This window comes from Streptomyces sp. NPDC048338, assembly GCF_043201055.1.
Taxonomy (GTDB): Bacteria; Actinomycetota; Actinomycetes; order Streptomycetales; family Streptomycetaceae; genus Streptomyces.
On the sequence record NZ_JBICYQ010000001.1, the window covers coordinates 332,965 to 351,731 of the forward strand.

Consider the following 18,767-nt stretch of genomic DNA (forward strand, 5'->3'; position numbering starts at 1 on the left):
GTTTTTCTTTTCACCCTATGTGATCACCCGTAGCGCTGGCCAACCAGGGTCCTGGCCAGCGACGATGAAGGTCAACTCCCGGCTGCCGCAGGGGCTGTGGGGGCGCTTACATCGAAGTGCCCCGCTTTGGGGGTTGCTTTCATCAAAGCGACCAGTACGCGCGCTTTGAACTCGCCGTCCTCGCCGCTTCCCCAGAAGACCGTACGGCCCCCGCTGAGCTCCAGAGTGATGGAGTCGTACGAGGCGACGCGTACGACACGAGCGTCCCGGGCGACTTTCTCCGGGAGTTCGCCCGTCACGCCCACCGCTTCGAGCAGCAGCCGGTCCGCGTCGAAGCGGCGGAGGCTCGGGGAGGCGGGGACGTCCAGGACGAGTTTCGGCACTCCGCGCGGCGCGCGGTCCACCGTGGCGAATCGCGTTCCGACGGAGTCCACTTCGATGAACTTTCCGCCCTTTTCCAGCAAGAGGACCGGCTTGCGTTCCGTCACCTTCAGACCGATTCCGTGCGGCCAGGAACGGACGACCTCGACGGTGTCGATCCGGGACAGTCCCCGCAGCAGTCGCGACGTGATCGCATCGGTGTCGACGGAGACGAGCGGAGCCCCGACCGGAACGGCCGCGACCGCCTCCACTTCACGCGGCGTCAGAACCTGGGTGCCGGATGTCGTGACCTGCTCGACCCGGAACCACGAGGAGCCGTAGAGCGCCCAGGTCCCGCTCGCGACGAGCAGGACGAGGGCAACGGCGATCATCAGCAACCGCGGCCCCGGGACCCGGAAACGCCCCTCCGGGCGATTCCGGATACCCGGGCGGGGCGACCGGTCCGACGACCCCTCCGGCTTGCTCGCGCCGCTCTTCTCGGCTGTCGTCGGTCCGGCTGCCACCTGGCGTCCCCTGCCTTCCGCTGCCGCCCTATCCCTGCCGGTGGGCGGCGATCGCCTCGTACACCATGCCGACGAGCAGCTCGTCGGCGTCCCGGCGGCCGAACTCGGACGCGGCGCGGGACATCTCGTACAGCCGGTGCGGATCGGCGAGGACGGGCAGGACGTTGCCCTGGACCCACTGCGGCGTCAGCTCCGCGTCGTCGACCAGCAGTCCGCCGCCGGCCTTGACCACCGGCTGGGCGTTGAGCCGCTGTTCACCGTTGCCGATGGGCAGCGGGACGTACGCGGCCGGAAGCCCGACGGCGGAGAGCTCGGCGACGGTCATGGCGCCCGCGCGGCAGAGCATCATGTCGGCCGCGGCGTACGCGAGATCCATCCGGTCCACGTACGGTACCGGTACGTACGGCGGCATACCGGGCATGTTGTCGACGCGCGGCACTTCGTTCTTGGGGCCCACCGCGTGCAGGATCTGGATCCCCGAGCGCTGGAGCACGGGAGCGATCTGCTGGATGACCTCGTTGAGCCGCCGGGCGCCCTGCGAGCCGCCGGAGACCAGCAGGGTCGGCAGGTTCGGGTCGAGACCGAACGCGGCGCGCGCCTCCGGGCGCATGCGGGCGCGGTCCAGGGTGGCGATGGTGTGCCGCAGCGGGATGCCGATGTAGCGGGCGTTGCGGAGCTTGGAGTCGGGCGTGGCGACGCCGACCCCGGCCGCGTACCGGGACCCGATCTTGTTGGCCAGGCCGGGCCGCGCGTTGGCCTCGTGGACCACGATCGGCACTCCGAGCCGCTTGGCGGCCAGATAGCCCGGCAGGGCCACGTAGCCGCCGAAGCCGACCACGCAGTCCGCCTTGGTGCGCTCCAGGATCTGCTCGGCCGCCTTGATGGTGCCGCGCAGCCGCCCGGGGACCGTGATCAGCTCGGGGGTGGGCTTGCGCGGCAGCGGGACGGCGGGGATGAGGGCCAACTCATAGCCCCGCTCGGGCACGAGACGGGTCTCCAGACCCTTCTCCGTGCCGAGCGCCGTGATCCCCACGCTCGGGTCCTGCCTGCGCAGGGCGTCCGCGAGGGCCAGCGCCGGCTCGATGTGGCCGGCGGTCCCCCCGCCGGCGAGTACGACATGCACCGAAATTCACCGCTCTCCGGACGGACGCTTCTTGACACGCCGTCGCATCGACTTCCATCTCATCCCGGCCCGCTTCCCCCAGGTGGGGCGCCGCATGGCCAGGGCCGCTCTCGCGGCGGGTTCCTGTCGCGCGAAGGCGATCAGCAGCCCGACGGCGAACATGGTCGGCAGCAGGGCCGATCCCCCGTAGGAGAACAGCGGGAGCGGGACCCCGGCGATCGGCAGCAGACCGAGCACCGCACCGATGTTGACCACGGCCTGGGCCGTGATCCACGTGGTCACACCTCCCGCGGCGTACCTCACGAAGGGGTCCTCCGTGCCTCCGGCCACGCGGATACCCGCATAGCCTAGAGCCGCGAACAGGGCGAGTACCGACAGCGTCCCCGCCAGGCCCAGTTCCTCCCCGGTGACGGCGAAGATGAAGTCAGTGTGCGCTTCGGGTAGTTGGCCCCATTTTTCCACACTTGCACCGAGGCCGGAACCGAACCATCCGCCTGATGCCAGAGCATAGATGCCGTGTGCGGCCTGCAGACAGGGAGCACCCTCTCCGCCGGGGTCGGTGGCACCGATGCAGGCGAACCGCTTCAACCGGTTCTCGCTGGTCTTGATCAGGAGGAAGCCGATCCCGCCGGCGAAGGCGAGCACGCCGACGAAGAGCCGCGTGGGCGCGCCCGCCGTCCACAGCAGGCCGAAGAGGATCGCACTGAGCACGATCGCGGTGCCCATGTCACCCCCGAGCATGATCAGCCCGAGCAGCATGAAGGTCACCGGGACCAGCGGCACGAGCATGTGCTTCCACTGGGTCAGCAGCCTCATGTCCTGTTTGCGGGCCAGCAGGTCGGCGCCCCACAGGATCAGCGCGAGCTTGCCGAACTCGCTGGGCTGGAGCATGAACGGGCCGCCCAGGGAGATCCAGTTCTGGTTGCCGCCGACCGCGTGCCCTATCCCCGGGATCTGCACCAGCACCATCAGGAAGACGGCGCCGACGAGGATCGGGTAGGCGAGCGCGCGGTGCAGCCGGACCGGCATCCGGGAGGCCACCAGGAGCAGCGCGGCACCGAGGATCGCGGCGAAGAACTGCTTGCGGAAGAAGTACGAGGGGACCAGGTCGTAGCGCAGCGCCGTGATCATCGACGCCGAGTAGACCATCACCAGGCCGAGGGTGGTGATGAGCAGCCCGGCCCCGAAGATCACGTAGTACGCGGTCAGTGGCCGGTCCCAGGCGCGGCGGGCCTGCTCGAAGGTCCGCCGCACTCCGCCGGCGCGTGGCGTGCGCGGCGGCGCCGGGGTGCGGCCGGCGCCGCGTGCGGCGGACGGCCGACGGGTCCCCACGATTCTGCTCGGCATGGTCGCTGTCCCCTCCAGTCGTGCCCGGCTCCGCCGGACCTCCTTGCTGGTCAGGTCAGGCGCGCCCGGTCGTGGCGAGGGAACGGACCGCGTCCGCGAACGCCTCGCCCCGCTTGTTGTAGTTGGCGAACATGTCCATCGAGGCGCAGGCCGGGGCCAGCAGGACCGTGTCTCCGGGCCGGGCGAGGCCGGACGCCTCGCGGACCGCCGCGGACATCGCCCCAGTGTCGGTCCGGTCGAGGTCCACCACCGGGACCTCGGGGGCGTGTCGCGCCAGGGCTTCGCGGATCAGCTCGCGGTCGGCGCCGATCAGCACGACGCCGCGCAGCCTCTTGGCCGACCGGCTGACGAGCTCGTCGAACGTGGCCCCCTTGGCGAGGCCGCCGGCGATCCAGACGATCGGGTCGTAGGCCGCCAACGAGGCTTCCGCCGCGTGGGTGTTGGTGGCCTTGGAGTCGTCGACGTACACGACGCCCTCGATCTCCTCGACCAGTTCGATGCGGTGCGGGTCGGGGCGGAAGGCCCGCAGCCCGTCCCGTACGGCCCTGGGCTCCACGCCGTAGGCGCGCGCCAGGGCGGCGGCGGCCAGGGCGTTGGCGATGTTGTGCGGGGCCGGGGGGTTCACGTCCGCGACCTCGGCCAGCTCCTGGGCCTGCTTCTGCCGGTTCTCGACGAAGGCGCGGTCGACCAGGATGCCCTCGACGACGCCGAGCTGCGAGGGGCCGGGGGTGGCCAGGGTGAAGCCGATCGCCCGGCAGCCCTCCTCGACGTCGGCCTCGCGGACCAGGTCCTCGGTGGCCTTGTCCGCCGCGTTGTAGACGCAGGCGACGGTGTTGCCCTCGTAGATCCGGCCCTTGTCGGCGGCGTACGCCTCCATGGAGCCGTGCCAGTCGAGGTGGTCGGGCGCCAGGTTGAGCACGGCGGCCGAGTGGGCGCGCAGCGAGGGCGCCCAGTGGAGCTGGTAGCTGGAGAGTTCCACGGCGAGGACGTCGAGGTCGCCGTAGGTCTCCCGGTCGAGGACGGCGTCGAGCAGCGAGACGCCGATGTTGCCCACGGCGGCGGTCCGCAGTCCGGCCGCCTCCAGGATCGAGGCGAGCATCCGGACGGTCGTGGTCTTGCCGTTGGTGCCGGTGACCGCGAGCCAGGGGGCCGCCCCGGGGCCGCGGAGCCGCCAGGCCAGCTCGACGTCGCCCCAGACCTCGACGCCCGCCTCGGCGGCGGCGGCGAACAGGGGCTTGTCGGGGCGCCAGCCCGGCGTGGTGACGATCAGCTCGGTGCCCTCCGGCAGGGTCGCCCCGTCGCCGAGGCGGACGGCGATGCCCTCCGCCTCCAGCTCGGCGGCCTGCGCCCGGGAGCGCTCGTCGTCGCCGTCGTTGACGACGGTCACGACCGCGCCGAGGCCGTGCAGGACGCGGGCGGCGGGGATGCCGCTCACGCCGAGCCCGGCGACGGTGACGCGCTTGCCCTGCCAGTCGGAGACCTGCTGATCCGTGCTCACTTTTCGGCTGCCCATCCCGCGTAGAAGAGGCCCAGGCCCACGATCACGCACATGCCCTGGATGATCCAGAACCGGACGACGACCAGGACCTCGGACCACCCCTTGAGCTCGAAGTGGTGCTGGAGGGGAGCCATCCGGAAGACGCGCTTGCCGGTCATCTTGAAGGAGCCGACCTGGATGACCACGGACATCGTGATCATCACGAAGAGCCCGCCGAGCAGGGCGAGCAGCAGCTCGGTGCGCGAGCAGATGGCGAGGCCGGCGAGCGCGCCGCCGAGCGCCAGGGATCCGGTGTCACCCATGAAGATCTTGGCGGGCGAGGTGTTCCACCACAGGAAGCCGAAGCAGGCACCCATCAGGGCGGAGGCGACGACCGCGAGGTCGAGCGGGTCGCGGACCTCGAAGCAGGCGTTCGGGTTGGTCAGCGTCATGGCGTTGGCGCAGGACTCCTGGAACTGCCAGAGCCCGATGAAGGTGTAGGCGCCGAAGACCATCACCGACGCGCCGGTGGCCAGGCCGTCCAGGCCGTCCGTCAGGTTCACGCCGTTGGACATGGCCAGGATCATGAACAGCGCCCAGACCACGAACAGCACCGGTCCGATGGCCCAGCCGAAGTCGGTGATGAAGGAGAGCCGGGTGGAGGCCGGGGTGAGTCCGCGCAGGTCGGCGAACTGCAGCGAGAGCACGGCGAAGGCGATGCCGACGATCAGCTGGCCGGCCATCTTCGCCTTGGCCCGCAGGCCCAGCGACCGCTGCTTGACGATCTTGATGTAGTCGTCGAGGAAGCCGACGAGGCCCATGCCGGCCATCAGGAAGAGCACCAGCACGCCCGAGTACGTCGGGTCCTCGCCGGTGATGACCTTGGCGAGCGCGTACGCGATGAGCGTGGCCAGGATGAAGGAGATGCCGCCCATGGTGGGCGTGCCCTTCTTGCCGGCGTGGCCGCGCGGGCCGTCGTCGCGGATGAACTGCCCGTACCCCTTGCGCGCCAGGAGCTTGATGAGCAGCGGGGTGCCGATCAGGGTCAGGAAGAGCCCGATGGCCCCCGCGAAGAGGATCTGCCTCATCGGCCGGAAACCTCGCTCTCGGAGTCGAGCAGTGCCAGGGCGACCTGTTCGAGGCCTACCGACCTGGACGCCTTCACCAGCACGACGTCTCCCGGGCGCAGCTCACTGCGCAACAGGTCGATCGCCGCCCGCGCGTCGGACACGTGCACCGACTCCTCACCCCACGAACCCTCGTTATAAGCGCCCAGTTGCAACCAGGACGCTTCCCTGTCCCCGACCGCCACGAGCTTGCTGACGTTGAGCCGGACGGCGAGCCGTCCGACCGCGTCGTGCTCGACGAGCGACGCGTCACCGAGCTCGGCCATCCTGCCGAGCACCGCCCACGTCCGGCCCCCCTGGGCCTGAGCCGCCCGCCCCATGGCCGCGAGCGCGCGCAGGGCGGCCCGCATGGACTCGGGGTTGGCGTTGTAGGCGTCGTTGACGATCGTCACGCCGTCCGAACGCTCGGTGACCTCCATGCGCCAGCGCGACAGGGTCCCTGCCTCGGAGAGCGCGGTGGCGATCTCCTCGACGGGCATGCCCAGCTCGTGCGCGACGGCGGCCGCGGCGAGCGCGTTCGACACGTGGTGCTCACCGTACAGGCGCAAGGTCACGTCACTGCACCCGGTGGGTGTGTGGAGCTTGAAAGAGGGCTGTCCGTTCGCTGTGAGCCGGACGTTCTCGGCACGTACGGCCGCTTCGTCCGACTCTCCGAACAGCGTCACGCGCGCGCGGGTGCGCGACGCCATGGCGCGGACGAGGGGGTCGTCGGCGTTGAGGACCGCCACGCCGCCCTGGTCGGCCGGCGGCAGGGCCTCGACGAGCTCGCCCTTGGCCTGGGCGATCTGCTCGCGGCCCCCGAACTCGCCGATGTGGGCGGTCCCCACGTTCAGGACGAGTCCGATGCGCGGCGGGGTCAGTCCGGTGAGGTAGCGGATGTGGCCGATGCCCCGGGCGCCCATCTCGAGGACGAGGTGCCGGGTGTCGTCGCCCGCGCGCAGCGCGGTCAACGGCAGCCCGATCTCGTTGTTGAGCGAGCCGGGCGTCCACACGGTGGGGGCGTGGTGCTGGAGGACCTGGGCGATCAGGTCCTTCGTGGAGGTCTTGCCGGCGGAGCCGGTGAGCGCGACGACGTCGGTGCCGAGGCGTTCGACGACCGCGCGGGCGAGGGCTCCGAGGGCGCTCTGGACGTCGGCCACGACGATGGCGGGCACGCCGACGGGGCGCGCGGCCAGGACGGCTGTCGCGCCCGCCTCGACGGCGCGCACCGCGTAGTCGTGGCCGTCGACGTGCTCGCCGGCGAAGGCGGCGAAGAGGCTGCCGGTCTTCACCTCGCGGGAGTCGATGACGACGGGACCGGTGACCAGCGCGGCCGGATCCGGTATGTCGTACGACTGCCCGCCGACGATTTCGGCGATCTCGGCGAGGGAGAGGGCGATCACTACTTATCCCTGACTGTTCTTGAGGCTGCGTTCAATCGCTTCGCGCAGGATCCGGCGGTCGTCGAAGGGGCGGACCACCCCGGCGATGTCCTGGCCCTGTTCGTGGCCCTTGCCCGCCACGAGCACGGTGTCGCCGGGCCGGGCACGCGCGACGGCCGCGGCGATGGCCGCGGCCCGGTCGGCGTCGACCAGGACGTCGCCGCGCTCGTCCGCGGGCACCTCCGCCGCGCCCGAGAGCATCGCGACGAGGATCGCGAGCGGGTCCTCGGAGCGGGGGTTGTCGGAGGTCAGTACGGCGGTGTCGGCCAGCCTGGCCGCCGCGGCGCCCATCGGGCCGCGCTTGGTGGTGTCGCGGTCGCCGCCGCAGCCGAGCACGACGTGGAGCCGGCCCTCGGTGACCTCGCGCAGGGAGCGCAGGACCGATTCGACGGCGTCGGTCTTGTGGGCGTAGTCGACGACGGCCAGGTAGGGCTGGCCCGCGTCGACGCGCTCCAGGCGGCCCGGGACGCCGGGCACGGCGGCCACGCCGTCCGCGGCGGTCTGCGGGTCGGTCCCGGCGACCGCGAGGGTGACGATCGCGGCGAGGGTGTTGGCGACGTTGAAGGGGCCGGGCAGCGGGGCGGTGGCGGAGATCCGCTCGCCCTTCGGGCCGACGACGGTGAAGGTCGACTCGGCGGCGCCGAGGACGACGTCCTCGGCGCGCCAGTCGGCTCCCGGGTCGCCCGTGGCGGAGAAGGTGACGACGGGGACGGAGGACTCGCCGGCCAGCCGGCGGCCGTAGTCGTCGTCGAGGTTCACCACGCCCTGCCTGCTGCGCTCGGGCGTGAACAGCTGCGCCTTGGCCCGGAAGTAGTCCTCCATGTCGGAGTGGAACTCCATGTGCTCCGGGCTGAGGTTGTTGAAGACGGCGACGTCGAAGACGCAGCCGTCGACCCGGCCGAGCACGAGGGCGTGGCTGGAGACCTCCATGGCCACCGCGTCGACGCCGCGTTCGCGCATGACCGCGAACAGGGCCTGCAGGTCGGTGGCTTCGGGGGTCGTGCGCTCGGACTTGATGCGCTCGTCGCCGATCCGCATCTCGACCGTGCCGACCAGGCCGGTCGCGTGGCCGGCCGCCCGGAGTCCGCCTTCGACGAGGTAGGCGGTGGTGGTCTTGCCCGAGGTGCCGGTGATGCCGATCTGGAGGAGGTCCTCACCGGGCCGGCCGTAGATCTCGGCGGCCAGCTCGCCCATGCGGCCGCGCGGGTCCGCCACGACGAGCACCGGCAGCCCGGTCGCGGCGGCGCGGTCGGCGCCGGACGGGTCGGTGAGGATCGCCGCGGCACCCAGTCCGGCGGCCTGGGCGGCGAAGTCGGCGCCGTGCAGCCGGGCACCGGGAAGGGCCGCGTAGACGTCCCCGGGACGTACCGCCCTGGAGTCGTGGGTGATGCCCGAGACGTCGCCGGTGCCGGGAGTCTCGATGCCGAGCCGGGTGGCCAGATCGCCCAGGGGTGTGGGGCGGGCCTGCTCCGGACGGGGCGGGGCGGTTCGGTACTGATCAGCGTGTGGCACGGCGGTGAGCGTACCGGGCGTACCCGCCGCGGGGCCAAAAGAGGCCCGGACGTCGCCGGAGTTCGATTTCCGGTTCCCGGAATCGGGGGTGATCGTGGTCACTGGTGCTCCCGGGTCGTCACTCGCTGGCGGCGAAGGTCACGGGCAGCCGGGCGGGCGCGATGCCCGTCGGGGCCACATGGAGCGTCTTGAGGGCGAACTCCATGACCTTCTTGTAGATGGGTCCGCAGATCTGGCCGCCGAAGTAGCTGCCCTTGGTCGGGTTCTGGATGGCGCAGTAGACCGTGATCTGGGGGTCGTCGGCGGGCGCGAAGCCCGCGAACGAGGCGGTGTAGCCCTTGTAGCGGCCGAGTTCGGGGTCGACGCGGTTGGCCGTACCGGTCTTGCCCGCCACCCGGTAGCCGGGGATGCGGGCCTTGGTGCCGGTGCCCTCCTCGTTGCCGACCACCGACTCCAGCATCTGCGCGAGGGTCTTGGCGGTCTTGGCGCTGACCACCCGGGTCTGCTTCGGGGCGGGGGCGGGGGTGAAGCGGCCGTCCGGTCCCTTGGTGCCGCGTACGAGCGTGGGTTCGATCCGGACACCGCCGTTGGCGATGGTCGAGTAGACCGAGGTGGCCTGCATGGCGTTGACGGACAGGCCCTGGCCGAAGGGGATCGTGTACTGCTGCGAGGTCGACCAGTCCTTGGGCTTGGCGAGGATCCCCGGGGTCTCCCCCGGGTAGGCGAGCCCGGTGGGGCTGCCGATGCCGAACTTGCGCAGGTACGAGTAGAGGACCTGGTTGGACTCCGCCTGGCTCCTGCCCAGCTGGCCGGTGGCCAGGATCGTGCCGATGTTGCTGGACTTGGCGAGGACGCCGTTGAGCGTCAGGTACCAGGTGGGGTGGTCGATGTCGTCCTTGAACAGCCGGTCGCCGCGGTGCAGCCGGTTGGGGACGGTGACGTGGGTGTCCGGGCTCGCCACGCCCTCCTCCAGGACCGCGGCCATGGACATCACCTTGCTGGTGGAGCCGGGCTCGTAGGCGTCCTGGAGGGACGCGTTGCCCATCGCGGTGGCGTTGGCCGCGGACAGGTCGTTGGGGTCGAAGCCGGGGGCGTTGGCCATGGCCAGCACCTCGCCGGTCCGGGTGTTCTGCACTATCACGTAGCCGCGGTCCGCCCGGGACGCGCGCACCTGCTCGGTGATCGCCTGCTGGGCTGCCCACTGGACGTCCCGGTCGATGGTCAGCTCGATGTCCGAGCCGGGCACGGCCGGGGTGCCCTTGGAGCCGGCGGTGGGCACCCTGCGGCCCCCGGACTGGGCGTAGCGGATCTTTCCGTCCTTGCCGGCGAGTTCCGCGTCGAGCATGGACTCCAGACCGCCGGCGCCGCGGCCCTCGGCGTTGACGTAGCCCAGTATCCCGGCCGCGAGTTCGCCGTTGGGATACACGCGCTTGGTGCTGGGTTCGCTGATGATGCCGGCGAGCAGGTTGATCCCGTTGCCGCCCTGGGAGACCTTGGCCTTCTGCTCGTAGACCTTCTTGAGGTCCTTGATCTGCTTCCAGACCTGCGGGGTCTGCTTGCGGGCCAGCATGACGTAGCGCGACTTGGGGGTACGGAGCTTCCCGACGAGTTCGGCGGGTTCCTTGCCGAGGAGCGGCGCGAGGAGGGCGGCGGCCTGTTCCGGCGCGTCGCGGACCTTGCTGTCCTCGGGGGTGAAGAGCTTGGGGTCGGCGGTGATGTCGTAGGCGTCGACGCTCGCCGCGAGGGCGATCCCGGCGCGGTCGGTGATCTCGCCGCGGTCGGCGGAGAGCGTGTACTCCTGGTAGCGGTGCTTCTCGGCCTTGGCGGCGTACGCGCTGGCGTCGACGGCCTGCACCTGGAGCAGCCGGACGACGAAGACCAGCATCACCAGGGTCAGCCCCAGGGAGACCAGCCGCAGCCGGGGTTTGGGGCTGCCGAGCCGGATCGTGCGCGGCCTGGCCGGGGGCCGGGAGGCGGGCCGGCGTGGCGCGCTCGCGCGGGACCCGCCCGAACGCGGCGCGCCCGCACGCGGTGGCGCGGGTCGGGCGCCGCGGCCGGCGGAGCCGGACCGGGAGGACGCGGGCCGGGCGGGGCCGGGCACCCGCCGGCGCGGGGGCTCCTTGGGAGGCACAGCGGTCACCTGCCGGATCTGGTCGGGGCGGGCGCGGTCGTCTTCGGCGTGTCGGGGGTGCTCGCGGGCGTCCGCACCGGCGTGTCGGGGGACGGGTCCGCGGTGGTGGGCTTGGCGCCGGCCGTGGGCTTCGCCGTGGGCGGTGCCGGGTCGGGCGTGGGGGCGGCGGCCTCGGAGGGCTCGCCGCGCACCGTGCCGTCGGGGTCGAGGAACGCCGGGCTGCCGCCCGGGACCATGCCGAGCTCGCGGGCCCGCCGCTCCAGCGCGTCGGGAGCGGAGTAGTCGTCCACGTCCCGCTGGAGGGCCTGCTCCTCGTCGGTCAGCTCGGTGGTCTTCTTCTTCAGCTCGCTGAGCTTGAAGGAGCCCTGGTTGAGGGCGGAGTTGAGCAGCAGCAGGGTGATCAGGCCGCCGCCGAGCAGGACCACGACGAGCAGGACGAAGGGCGTGCGGGCGGCGGTGCTGGGCCCCGACGGCATGAGCCGCCCGAGCCGCGCGGCCCGCCCCTTGAGCGGCCCCTTCCCCGTCACGAGGTCTCGTCCTCCCGGATCCGCTCCGCGCCCCGCAGCCGGGCCGGGGCGGCGCGGCGGTTCTCGGCGACCTCCTCCTCCGTGGGGAGCTCGGCGCCGCGGGTGAGGAGCCTGAGGCGGGGCTGGTAGCGCTCCGGCACGACCGGCAGGCCGGGCGGGGCCGTGTTCGCCGCGCCGGCCGCGAAGACCTGCTTGACCAGCCGGTCCTCCAGCGAGTGGTACGACAGCACCGCGATCCGGCCACGCACCGCGAGCGCCTTCACGGCCGCCGGGATCGCCCGCTCCAGGACGGTCAGTTCGCCGTTGACCTCGATCCGCAGGGCCTGGAAGGTGCGCTTGGCGGGGTTCCCTCCGGTGCGCTTGGCGGCCTGCGGCAGCGAGTCGCGGATCAGCTCGACCAGGCGGGCGCTGTTGCTGAACGGCTCCTTGTCGCGTTCGCGCACGACGGCGGAGACGATGCGCTTGGCCTGCTTCTCCTCGCCGTAGGCGCGCAGGATGCGGACGAGCTCACCGGCCGGGTAGGTGTTGAGGACCTCGGCCGCGCTCATGCCGGTCGTCTGGTCCATGCGCATGTCGAGCGGGGCGTCCTGCGCGTAGGCGAAGCCGCGGTCGGCCTCGTCGAGCTGCATCGAGGAGACGCCGAGGTCGAAGAGGACGCCGTCGACGCGCGGGACGCCGAGCCGGTCGAGGACCTCGGGCAGCTCGTCGTACACGGCGTGCACGAGCGTGGCGCGCTCGCCGTACGGGGCCAGCCGCTCGCCGGAGAGCCGCAGTGCCTCCTTGTCCCGGTCGAGGGCGATCAGCCGCGCCTCGGGGAACCGGCGGAGCAGGGCCTCGCTGTGGCCGCCGAGGCCGAGGGTGCAGTCGACGACCACCGCGCCGGGGCGCTCCTCCAGGGCCGGGGCCAGCATGTCCAGGCACCGCTGGAGCATCACCGGGACGTGGCGGTCGTTGCTCAATGCGCCCTCTCAGATCCGGCGCGGCCGGTACGCACCACCGGGTCCCCGCCCGCTCGCAGAAAGGGGAAGTGGCAGGCCGGCGCCGGTAAGGCGCGTCGGCCGGCCGGCGAGCGGGAGGAGGCCGAGCCGTACGAACCGCCGCACACGCGGGGGAGAATCCGCTGAATTCGCTCGATGTCTCCGTGAACTCCGCGTCACTTTAGTCCACTGGCCCCGACGGTCAATCAACCGGCTGGCGCGTCGCGCCGGCCGGCGACCCGACACCGACATCCCGGACAGATCACCCGTACGGGCCCGGACACCTCATGCCTGTGGGTTAGCTCACAACAAGGCTCATTGACGTTCTTTGTCCGCTCTCACAGCGGGCCGGTGAGCCCTGTGACCATTACCGTCGACGTCATGTCGACCTCTGCACACTCTTCCCACGCCGCCGACGCCATAGCGTCGGACCGGACGGTCACGGACCGGCTCGTCGAGGCGAACGGTCGCTACGCGGCGGCCTTCACCGACCCGGGCATGGACGCCCGGCCCGTCCTGAACGTCGCCGTCGTCGCCTGCATGGACGCCCGCCTCGACCTGCACCGCGCCCTGGGCCTGGAGCTCGGCGACTGCCACACCATCCGCAACGCGGGCGGTGTCGTCACCGACGACGTGATCCGTTCCCTCACGATCAGCCAGCGCGCCCTCGGGACGCGCAGCGTCGTGCTGATCCACCACACCGGCTGCGGCCTGGAATCGCTCACCGAGGACTTCCGGCACGAGCTGGAGATGGAGGTCGGCCAGCGGCCGTCCTGGGCGGTCGAGGCGTTCCGCGACGTCGAGCAGGACGTCCGGCAGTCGATGCAGCGGGTCCGGACCTCCCCCTTCCTGCTGCACACGAACGACGTCCGGGGCTTCGTCTTCGACGTGACGACCGGCCTGCTGCGCGAGATCGACCCGGCTTGAGCCGGCAAACCCCGGCATAAACACCGGTTTTGTCCCCGGGCAAGTGACACATCGAGCCACGGGCAACAAGAATGCTCGGGTGGCACCACCCGGAAACCCCCGGGGCAGCGGTGTCCGTGTGTCGGGGTGGGCCGGGCCGTCAGTGGCGCCCGGCCCGGTGAAGGGCCGAGGAGGGCCGGGTGACGACCTATGACGATCGAGCGAGCCTCGCAGATCTGACCACCGCAGCGGAGCGCATCCGCAGGTCGGTGGAGGCAGTGATCGAGGGCAAGCCTGAGGTCGTACGGCTTTCGCTGACCGTGCTGCTCGCCGAAGGGCATCTTCTGATCGAGGATGTCCCCGGCGTCGGCAAGACCATGCTGGCGAAGACGCTCGCGCGGTCCATCGACTGCTCGGTGCGCCGTATCCAGTTCACGCCGGACCTGCTGCCGTCGGACATCACGGGCGTGTCCATCTTCGACCAGCAGCGGCGGGACTTCGAGTTCAAGCCGGGCGCGGTCTTCGCGCAGATCGTGATCGGCGACGAGATCAACCGCGCCTCGCCGAAGACGCAGTCCGCGCTCCTGGAGTCCCTGGAGGAGCGCCAGGTCACCGTCGACGGCCAGACCTACGAGCTGCCCAGCCCGTTCATGGTGGTCGCCACCCAGAACCCGGTGGAGATGGAGGGCACCTACCCGCTCCCCGAGGCCCAGCGCGACCGCTTCATGGCCCGTGTCTCGATCGGCTACCCCAGCCCCGAGGCCGAGCTCCAGATGCTGGACGTGCACGGCGCGCTCTCCCCGCTGGACGACCTGCAGCCGGTGGCGCACGCCCACGACATCCTGAAGCTGATCGAGACGGTGCGGGGGGTGCACGTCGCCGACGCCGTCCGCCGCTACGCCGTGGACATCGTCGCCGCGACCCGGACCCACCCCGATCTCAGACTGGGCGCCTCCCCCCGCGCCACGCTGCACCTGGTGCGCGCCGCCAAGGCGTCCGCCGCCCTCAGCGGCCGGGAGTACGTCCTGCCCGACGACCTCCAGGCGCTGGCCGTTCCGGTACTCGCCCACCGTCTGCTGCCCACCGCGCAGGCACAGCTCAACCGGCGCACCGCGGAGCAGGTCGTGCTCGACATCCTGCAGCGCACGCCCGTCCCTGCCTCCGCGCCCCCCGCCGGACCGGCCCCCGCCGCGGGCGCCCGCCCGCTCTACGGCCAGCAGCAGCCCGGCGTCCGGCAGCTGTGATGACCACCGCTGCCGGGCCGGAGGGGCAGCAGGGGGACGGTCAGGGCGGTCTGTGGGCCGCCCTGGGCGGGCTCACCACCCGCGGCCGGTCCTTCCTCGCCGCCGGGATCGCCGCCGCGATCTGCGCCTACGTCCTCGGCCAGGGCGACCTGCTGCGCGTCGGACTCCTGCTCGCCGTACTGCCGCTGATCTGCGTCGGCGTGCTGCACCGCACCCGCTACCGCGTCGCCGGCAGCCGCCGGCTCTCCCCCCAGCGGGTGGCGGTCGGCTCCGAGGCGCGCGTCCATCTGCGCATGGAGAACGTGTCGAAGCTGCCCACGGGCCTGCTGATGCTCCAGGACCACGTCCCGTACATGCTCGGGCCGAGGCCCCGCTTCGTGCTGGACCGGGTCGAGGCGGGCGGCCGGCGCGAGGTGTCCTACCGGGTCCGCTCCGACCTGCGCGGACGCTTCCCCCTGGGGCCGCTCCAGCTGCGCCTGAACGACCCGTTCGGGATGTGCGAGCTGACCCGCTCCTTCAGCGCCCACGACATGCTGACCGTGGTGCCCCGGACCGAGCCGCTGCCCCCGGTGCGGCTGGCCGGCGAGGCGGCCGGATACGGGGACGGCCGGCAGCGCTCCCTGGCGCTGTCCGGGGACGACGACGTCATTCCGCGGACCTACCGACACGGCGACGACCTGCGCCGGGTCCACTGGCGCTCCACCGCCCGCTACGGCGAGCTGATGGTCCGTCGCGAGGAACAGCCGCAGCGGGCCCGCTGCACGGTGCTGCTCGACACCCGCGCCCTCGCCTACCAGGGAGCGGGCCCCGACTCGGCCTTCGAGTGGGCGGTCTCGGGCGCCGCCTCCGCCCTGGTGCACATGCTGGAGCGCGGCTACTCGGTCCGGCTGCTCACCGACACCGGCACCGCGGTGCCGGGCGACGGCGCCGAGGGCTTCGCGGGCACGTCGCAGGACTCGGCCGAGGCGGCCGGTCTGATGATGGACACCCTCGCCGTCGTCGACCACTCCGACGGGGCCGGGATCTCGCGGGCTCACGACGTGCTGCGCGGCGGGAACGAAGGGCTGCTGGTCGCCTTCTTCGGCGACATCGACGAGGAGCAGGCGGCGCTGGCCGCCCGGATGCGGCAGCGCAGCGGCGCGGCCGTCGCCTTCCTGCTGGACAGCGGATCCTGGCTGACCGGCGGCGCGGTCGCCGGCGCGGTCGAGGAGCGGCTGCGGCAACTGCGGGAGGCGGGCTGGACGGCACTGGCCGTGCCCCCCGGCGCCGCACTCGCCGAGCTGTGGCAGCAGGCCGGCGGCATGCGCGCGGAGAGCACCGCGGGCGACACCTGGGGAGGACGGTCATGAGCGGGCGCGGACGGCTGACGGTGGGCGCCTTCGGCGCGACCCTGACCGCCTCGGGCGCGCTGCTGCCCCTGGTGAAGCCGGCCACCTGGATCTTCACCGCGGCGCTGCTGCTCGCGCTGCAGAGCGGCGTCGGCGCGCTGACCCGGCGGGTGCCGCTGGCCCGGCCGCTGACGATCGCGGCCCAGGCCGTGGCGACGCTGCTCGCCCTGACCCTGGTCTTCGCCCGCGAGGAGGCGCTGCTCGGGGTGGTTCCCGGGCCGGAGGCGTTCGCCCGGTTCGCCACGCTGTTCCAGGCGGGTGCCGAGGACGTCGGCCGGTACGCCATCCCCGCGCCCGACACCGAGGGCATCCGCCTCATGCTCGTCTGCGGCGTCGTGGCGATCGGCCTGCTGGTGGACACGCTCGCGGTGACCTTCCGGGCGGCGGCCCCGGCCGGACTGCCCCTGCTGGCGCTGTACTCGGTGGCCGCCGGCCTGTCCGGCGGCGGCGCCAGCTGGCTGTGGTTCCTGCTGGCCTCCTCCGGCTACCTGCTGCTCCTGCTCGCCGAGGGCCGCGACCGGCTCTCGCAGTGGGGGCGGGTGTTCGGCGGCGCGCCGCGCACCGGCCGCCAGGGATCGGGGGTCTCCGAGAGCGGGCAGGTGCTCGCCCCGGTGCGGACCGGCCGACGGATCGGCGTGGTCGCGATGGGCGTCGCGCTGGTGGTGCCGCTGGCGCTGCCGGGGCTCACCGGCGGGCTGTTCGGCGGCCCGGGCGAGGGTCCGGGCGCCGGCGGCAAGGGCGGCACGATCTCGGCGGTGAACCCGCTGGTCTCGATCCAGGACAACCTGCGGCAGCCCGAGGACCGCGAGGTGCTCCGCTACCGGACCAACGCGACCGACACCAGCGGCATGTACCTGCGGCTCGTGGCGCTCGACCAGTTCGACGGGACCTCGTGGAAGTCCTCGGTCCGCCCGATCAAGGACGTGCCCGAGCTGCTGCCGTGGCCGGACGGGCTCGGCCAGGACGTCCGGGCCCAGGAGGTGACGAGCAACTTCGTGGCCTCCCGTACCTACGAGCAGAAGTGGCTCCCGATGCCGTACCCGGCGTCCCGGGTGGCGATCGGCGGACGCTGGCGCTTCGAACCGGCCGGGCGGATGCTCGTCGGCGACGACGGCCAGAACACCAAGGGCGCGGAGTACCAGGTCACGAGCCTGGACGTGCGGCCGACGGCCGAGCAGCTGGGCGCGGCCTCCGCTCCCCCGCAGAAGCTGAGGAGCGAGTACACCCGGGTCCCCGACTCGCTGCCCGCCGACGTGCGGTCGACGGCGCTGACGGTCACCAGGGGCGCCCGGAACGACTACGAGCGGGCCGTGAAGCTCCAGGACTGGTTCGCACGCGACGGCGGCTTCCGCTACGACGTCGAGGTCGAGTCGGGGACCGGGGTCCAGGCGATCTCGCGCTTCCTGCGCCAGAAGGAGGGCTTCTGCGTCCACTTCTCCTTCTCGATGGCGGCGATGGCCCGTTCGCTGGGCATCCCGGCCCGGGTGGCGGTCGGCTTCATGCCGGGCACCCCGCAGGCCGACGGCACGCTGTCGGTGGGCATCAGGGACGCGCACGCCTGGCCCGAGCTGTACTTCGAGGGCGTGGGCTGGACCCGGTTCGAACCGACGCCGACGCGGGGCTCCACTCCGGAGTACACCCGGGACCGGTCCCCGACCGGTACGCCGACCGGACCGGCCCAGCCGAGCGCCTCGGCCTCCGCCCAGCCCTCGGCCGCGCCGAGCGCCTCGGAGAGCTGCTCGCCGCAGATGCGCCGCCAGGGCGACTGCGGCCCGGACCCGGCGGCGGCCGGGGCCTCGTCGGACGACGGCGGGGTGCCGCCGCTGACGGTGGCGCTGATCGTGCTGGGCGTGGCCGTGCTGCTGGCGCTGCCGCTCACGCCCCTGCTGTGGCGCACGAGGGTACGGGCCCGGCGGCTCGGCTCCACGGGCCGCGCCGCCGAGGACGCGGCGGCGCGCACGCTCGCCGCGTGGCAGGAGATCAACGACACGGCCTGGGACCACGGGGTCGTGCCCGACGAGTCGCAGACGCCGCGGCGGACGGCCGCGCGCGTCGTCCGGCTGGGCGGCCTGGACGGCGAGGCGGCCGACGCGGTGCACCGGGTGGCGCGGGCGGTGGAGCAGGTCCTCTACGCGCCCCGGCCCCGGCCGGGCACGGGCCTGGCGGAGGAGGTCGCCCTGGTCAGGGCGGGCTTCCACGCGGTGGCCGGTCGGCGGACCCGGCTGCGGGCCCTGCTCGCGCCCCGCTCGGCGGCCCGGGTGCTCTGGGCGGCCTCGGCCCGCCGGGCGGCGCTGACGGACCTCTGGTCGTCCCGGCGCCGGGCCCTGACGGACCGGCTCACGACGCTGGTCCGCCGCCCGTCCCGCGGCGAGGGCTGACCCCTTCCCCCTGTCCGTCCCCCCGCCCGCGGCGGGGGGAGGGACCGGGGGCGACGGCGGGCGGGCTGCGCCGGAGCGCGGGCGGGGCCGTGGACACCGTGGCACTGCGCGACCGCGAGGGGCGGGCTGCGCCGGGGCGGCGACAGGCCGGGATCGGGCGTCGGCCGCTCTGCCGGAGCGGGGTCGCAGGAGTCCGTGACGCCCCGAAGGGCGACCGCCGGGCCGGCCGGTCCGCGAGCGGTCGGGTCCCGAAGGGAGCCGTGGGTCCGGACACGCGACGAGCCCCGGGGCCGGGGCACCTGGGGGTGCCGGGCCTCGGGGCTCG

Annotated in this window: 14 protein-coding genes; 4 read left to right on the forward strand and 10 right to left on the reverse strand. The window is 72.8% G+C overall.

Translation table 11 applies throughout. The features are described 5' to 3' along the window. Positions 1–71 precede the first annotated feature (71 nt). Genes ACGFZF_RS01555 through rsmH form a run of 10 tightly spaced genes read right to left on the reverse strand, consistent with a single transcriptional unit; the run spans position 72 to position 12,508 of the window. Complete coding sequence (locus ACGFZF_RS01555; protein ID WP_393550504.1) at positions 72–884, reverse strand: cell division protein FtsQ/DivIB; 813 nt, start codon at positions 882–884, stop codon at positions 72–74. A 28-nt stretch (positions 885–912) separates the two neighbouring features. Next, a complete protein-coding gene (gene murG, locus ACGFZF_RS01560; RefSeq protein ID WP_356603296.1) occupies positions 913–2,007 on the reverse strand; it encodes an undecaprenyldiphospho-muramoylpentapeptide beta-N-acetylglucosaminyltransferase in 1,095 nt (364 codons plus the stop codon). Positions 2,008–2,013: 6 nt separating this feature from the next. Continuing rightward, positions 2,014–3,354: a putative lipid II flippase FtsW gene (gene ftsW, locus ACGFZF_RS01565; RefSeq protein ID WP_393550507.1), complete on the reverse strand. Its 1,341-nt coding sequence runs from the start codon at positions 3,352–3,354 to the stop codon at positions 2,014–2,016. 55 nt (positions 3,355–3,409) lie between these two features. Further along, complete coding sequence (gene murD / locus ACGFZF_RS01570) at positions 3,410–4,867, reverse strand: UDP-N-acetylmuramoyl-L-alanine--D-glutamate ligase (protein WP_393550509.1); 1,458 nt, start codon at positions 4,865–4,867, stop codon at positions 3,410–3,412. Then, entirely contained in the window at positions 4,849–5,919 is a 1,071-nt protein-coding gene (gene mraY, locus ACGFZF_RS01575) for a phospho-N-acetylmuramoyl-pentapeptide-transferase (RefSeq protein WP_147977605.1), read from the reverse strand. Before mraY ends, murD begins: the two co-directional genes overlap by 19 nt. Further along, entirely contained in the window at positions 5,916–7,340 is a 1,425-nt protein-coding gene (gene murF / locus ACGFZF_RS01580) for a UDP-N-acetylmuramoyl-tripeptide--D-alanyl-D-alanine ligase (protein ID WP_393550512.1), read from the reverse strand. Before murF ends, mraY begins: the two co-directional genes overlap by 4 nt. Positions 7,341–7,343: 3 nt before the next feature. Further along, positions 7,344–8,993 carry a UDP-N-acetylmuramoyl-L-alanyl-D-glutamate--2,6-diaminopimelate ligase gene (locus ACGFZF_RS01585; RefSeq protein WP_393550514.1) on the reverse strand — a complete coding sequence of 550 codons (1,650 nt, stop codon included), beginning with the start codon at positions 8,991–8,993 and terminating at the stop codon, positions 7,344–7,346. 16 nt (positions 8,994–9,009) lie between these two features. After that, positions 9,010–11,022, reverse strand: coding sequence for a penicillin-binding transpeptidase domain-containing protein (locus tag ACGFZF_RS01590; RefSeq protein ID WP_393550997.1), 2,013 nt, complete (start codon positions 11,020–11,022; stop codon positions 9,010–9,012). 5 nt (positions 11,023–11,027) lie between these two features. After that, a complete protein-coding gene (locus ACGFZF_RS01595) occupies positions 11,028–11,498 on the reverse strand; it encodes a septum formation initiator family protein (RefSeq protein ID WP_393550998.1) in 471 nt (156 codons plus the stop codon). A 47-nt stretch (positions 11,499–11,545) separates the two neighbouring features. Beyond that, the gene (rsmH, locus tag ACGFZF_RS01600; protein ID WP_393550516.1) at positions 11,546–12,508 is read right to left on the reverse strand and encodes a 16S rRNA (cytosine(1402)-N(4))-methyltransferase RsmH; all 963 of its coding nucleotides are present in this window, start codon (positions 12,506–12,508) and stop codon (positions 11,546–11,548) included. A gap of 399 nt (positions 12,509–12,907) precedes the next feature. On the opposite strand from rsmH, the gene ACGFZF_RS01605 reads away from it, so the two are divergent. From ACGFZF_RS01605 to ACGFZF_RS01620, 4 genes are all read left to right on the forward strand, one after another. Continuing rightward, positions 12,908–13,453 (forward strand): beta-class carbonic anhydrase, encoded by a 546-nt coding sequence (locus tag ACGFZF_RS01605; protein ID WP_393550518.1) that lies wholly within the window; start codon positions 12,908–12,910, stop codon positions 13,451–13,453. A gap of 179 nt (positions 13,454–13,632) precedes the next feature. After that, a complete protein-coding gene (locus ACGFZF_RS01610; RefSeq protein ID WP_393550520.1) occupies positions 13,633–14,676 on the forward strand; it encodes an AAA family ATPase in 1,044 nt (347 codons plus the stop codon). Further along, complete coding sequence (locus ACGFZF_RS01615) at positions 14,676–16,025, forward strand: DUF58 domain-containing protein (protein WP_393550522.1); 1,350 nt, start codon at positions 14,676–14,678, stop codon at positions 16,023–16,025. Before ACGFZF_RS01610 ends, ACGFZF_RS01615 begins: the two co-directional genes overlap by 1 nt. Further along, complete coding sequence (locus tag ACGFZF_RS01620; RefSeq protein ID WP_393550524.1) at positions 16,022–18,442, forward strand: DUF3488 and DUF4129 domain-containing transglutaminase family protein; 2,421 nt, start codon at positions 16,022–16,024, stop codon at positions 18,440–18,442. Before ACGFZF_RS01615 ends, ACGFZF_RS01620 begins: the two co-directional genes overlap by 4 nt. Positions 18,443–18,767: the final 325 nt, after the last annotated feature.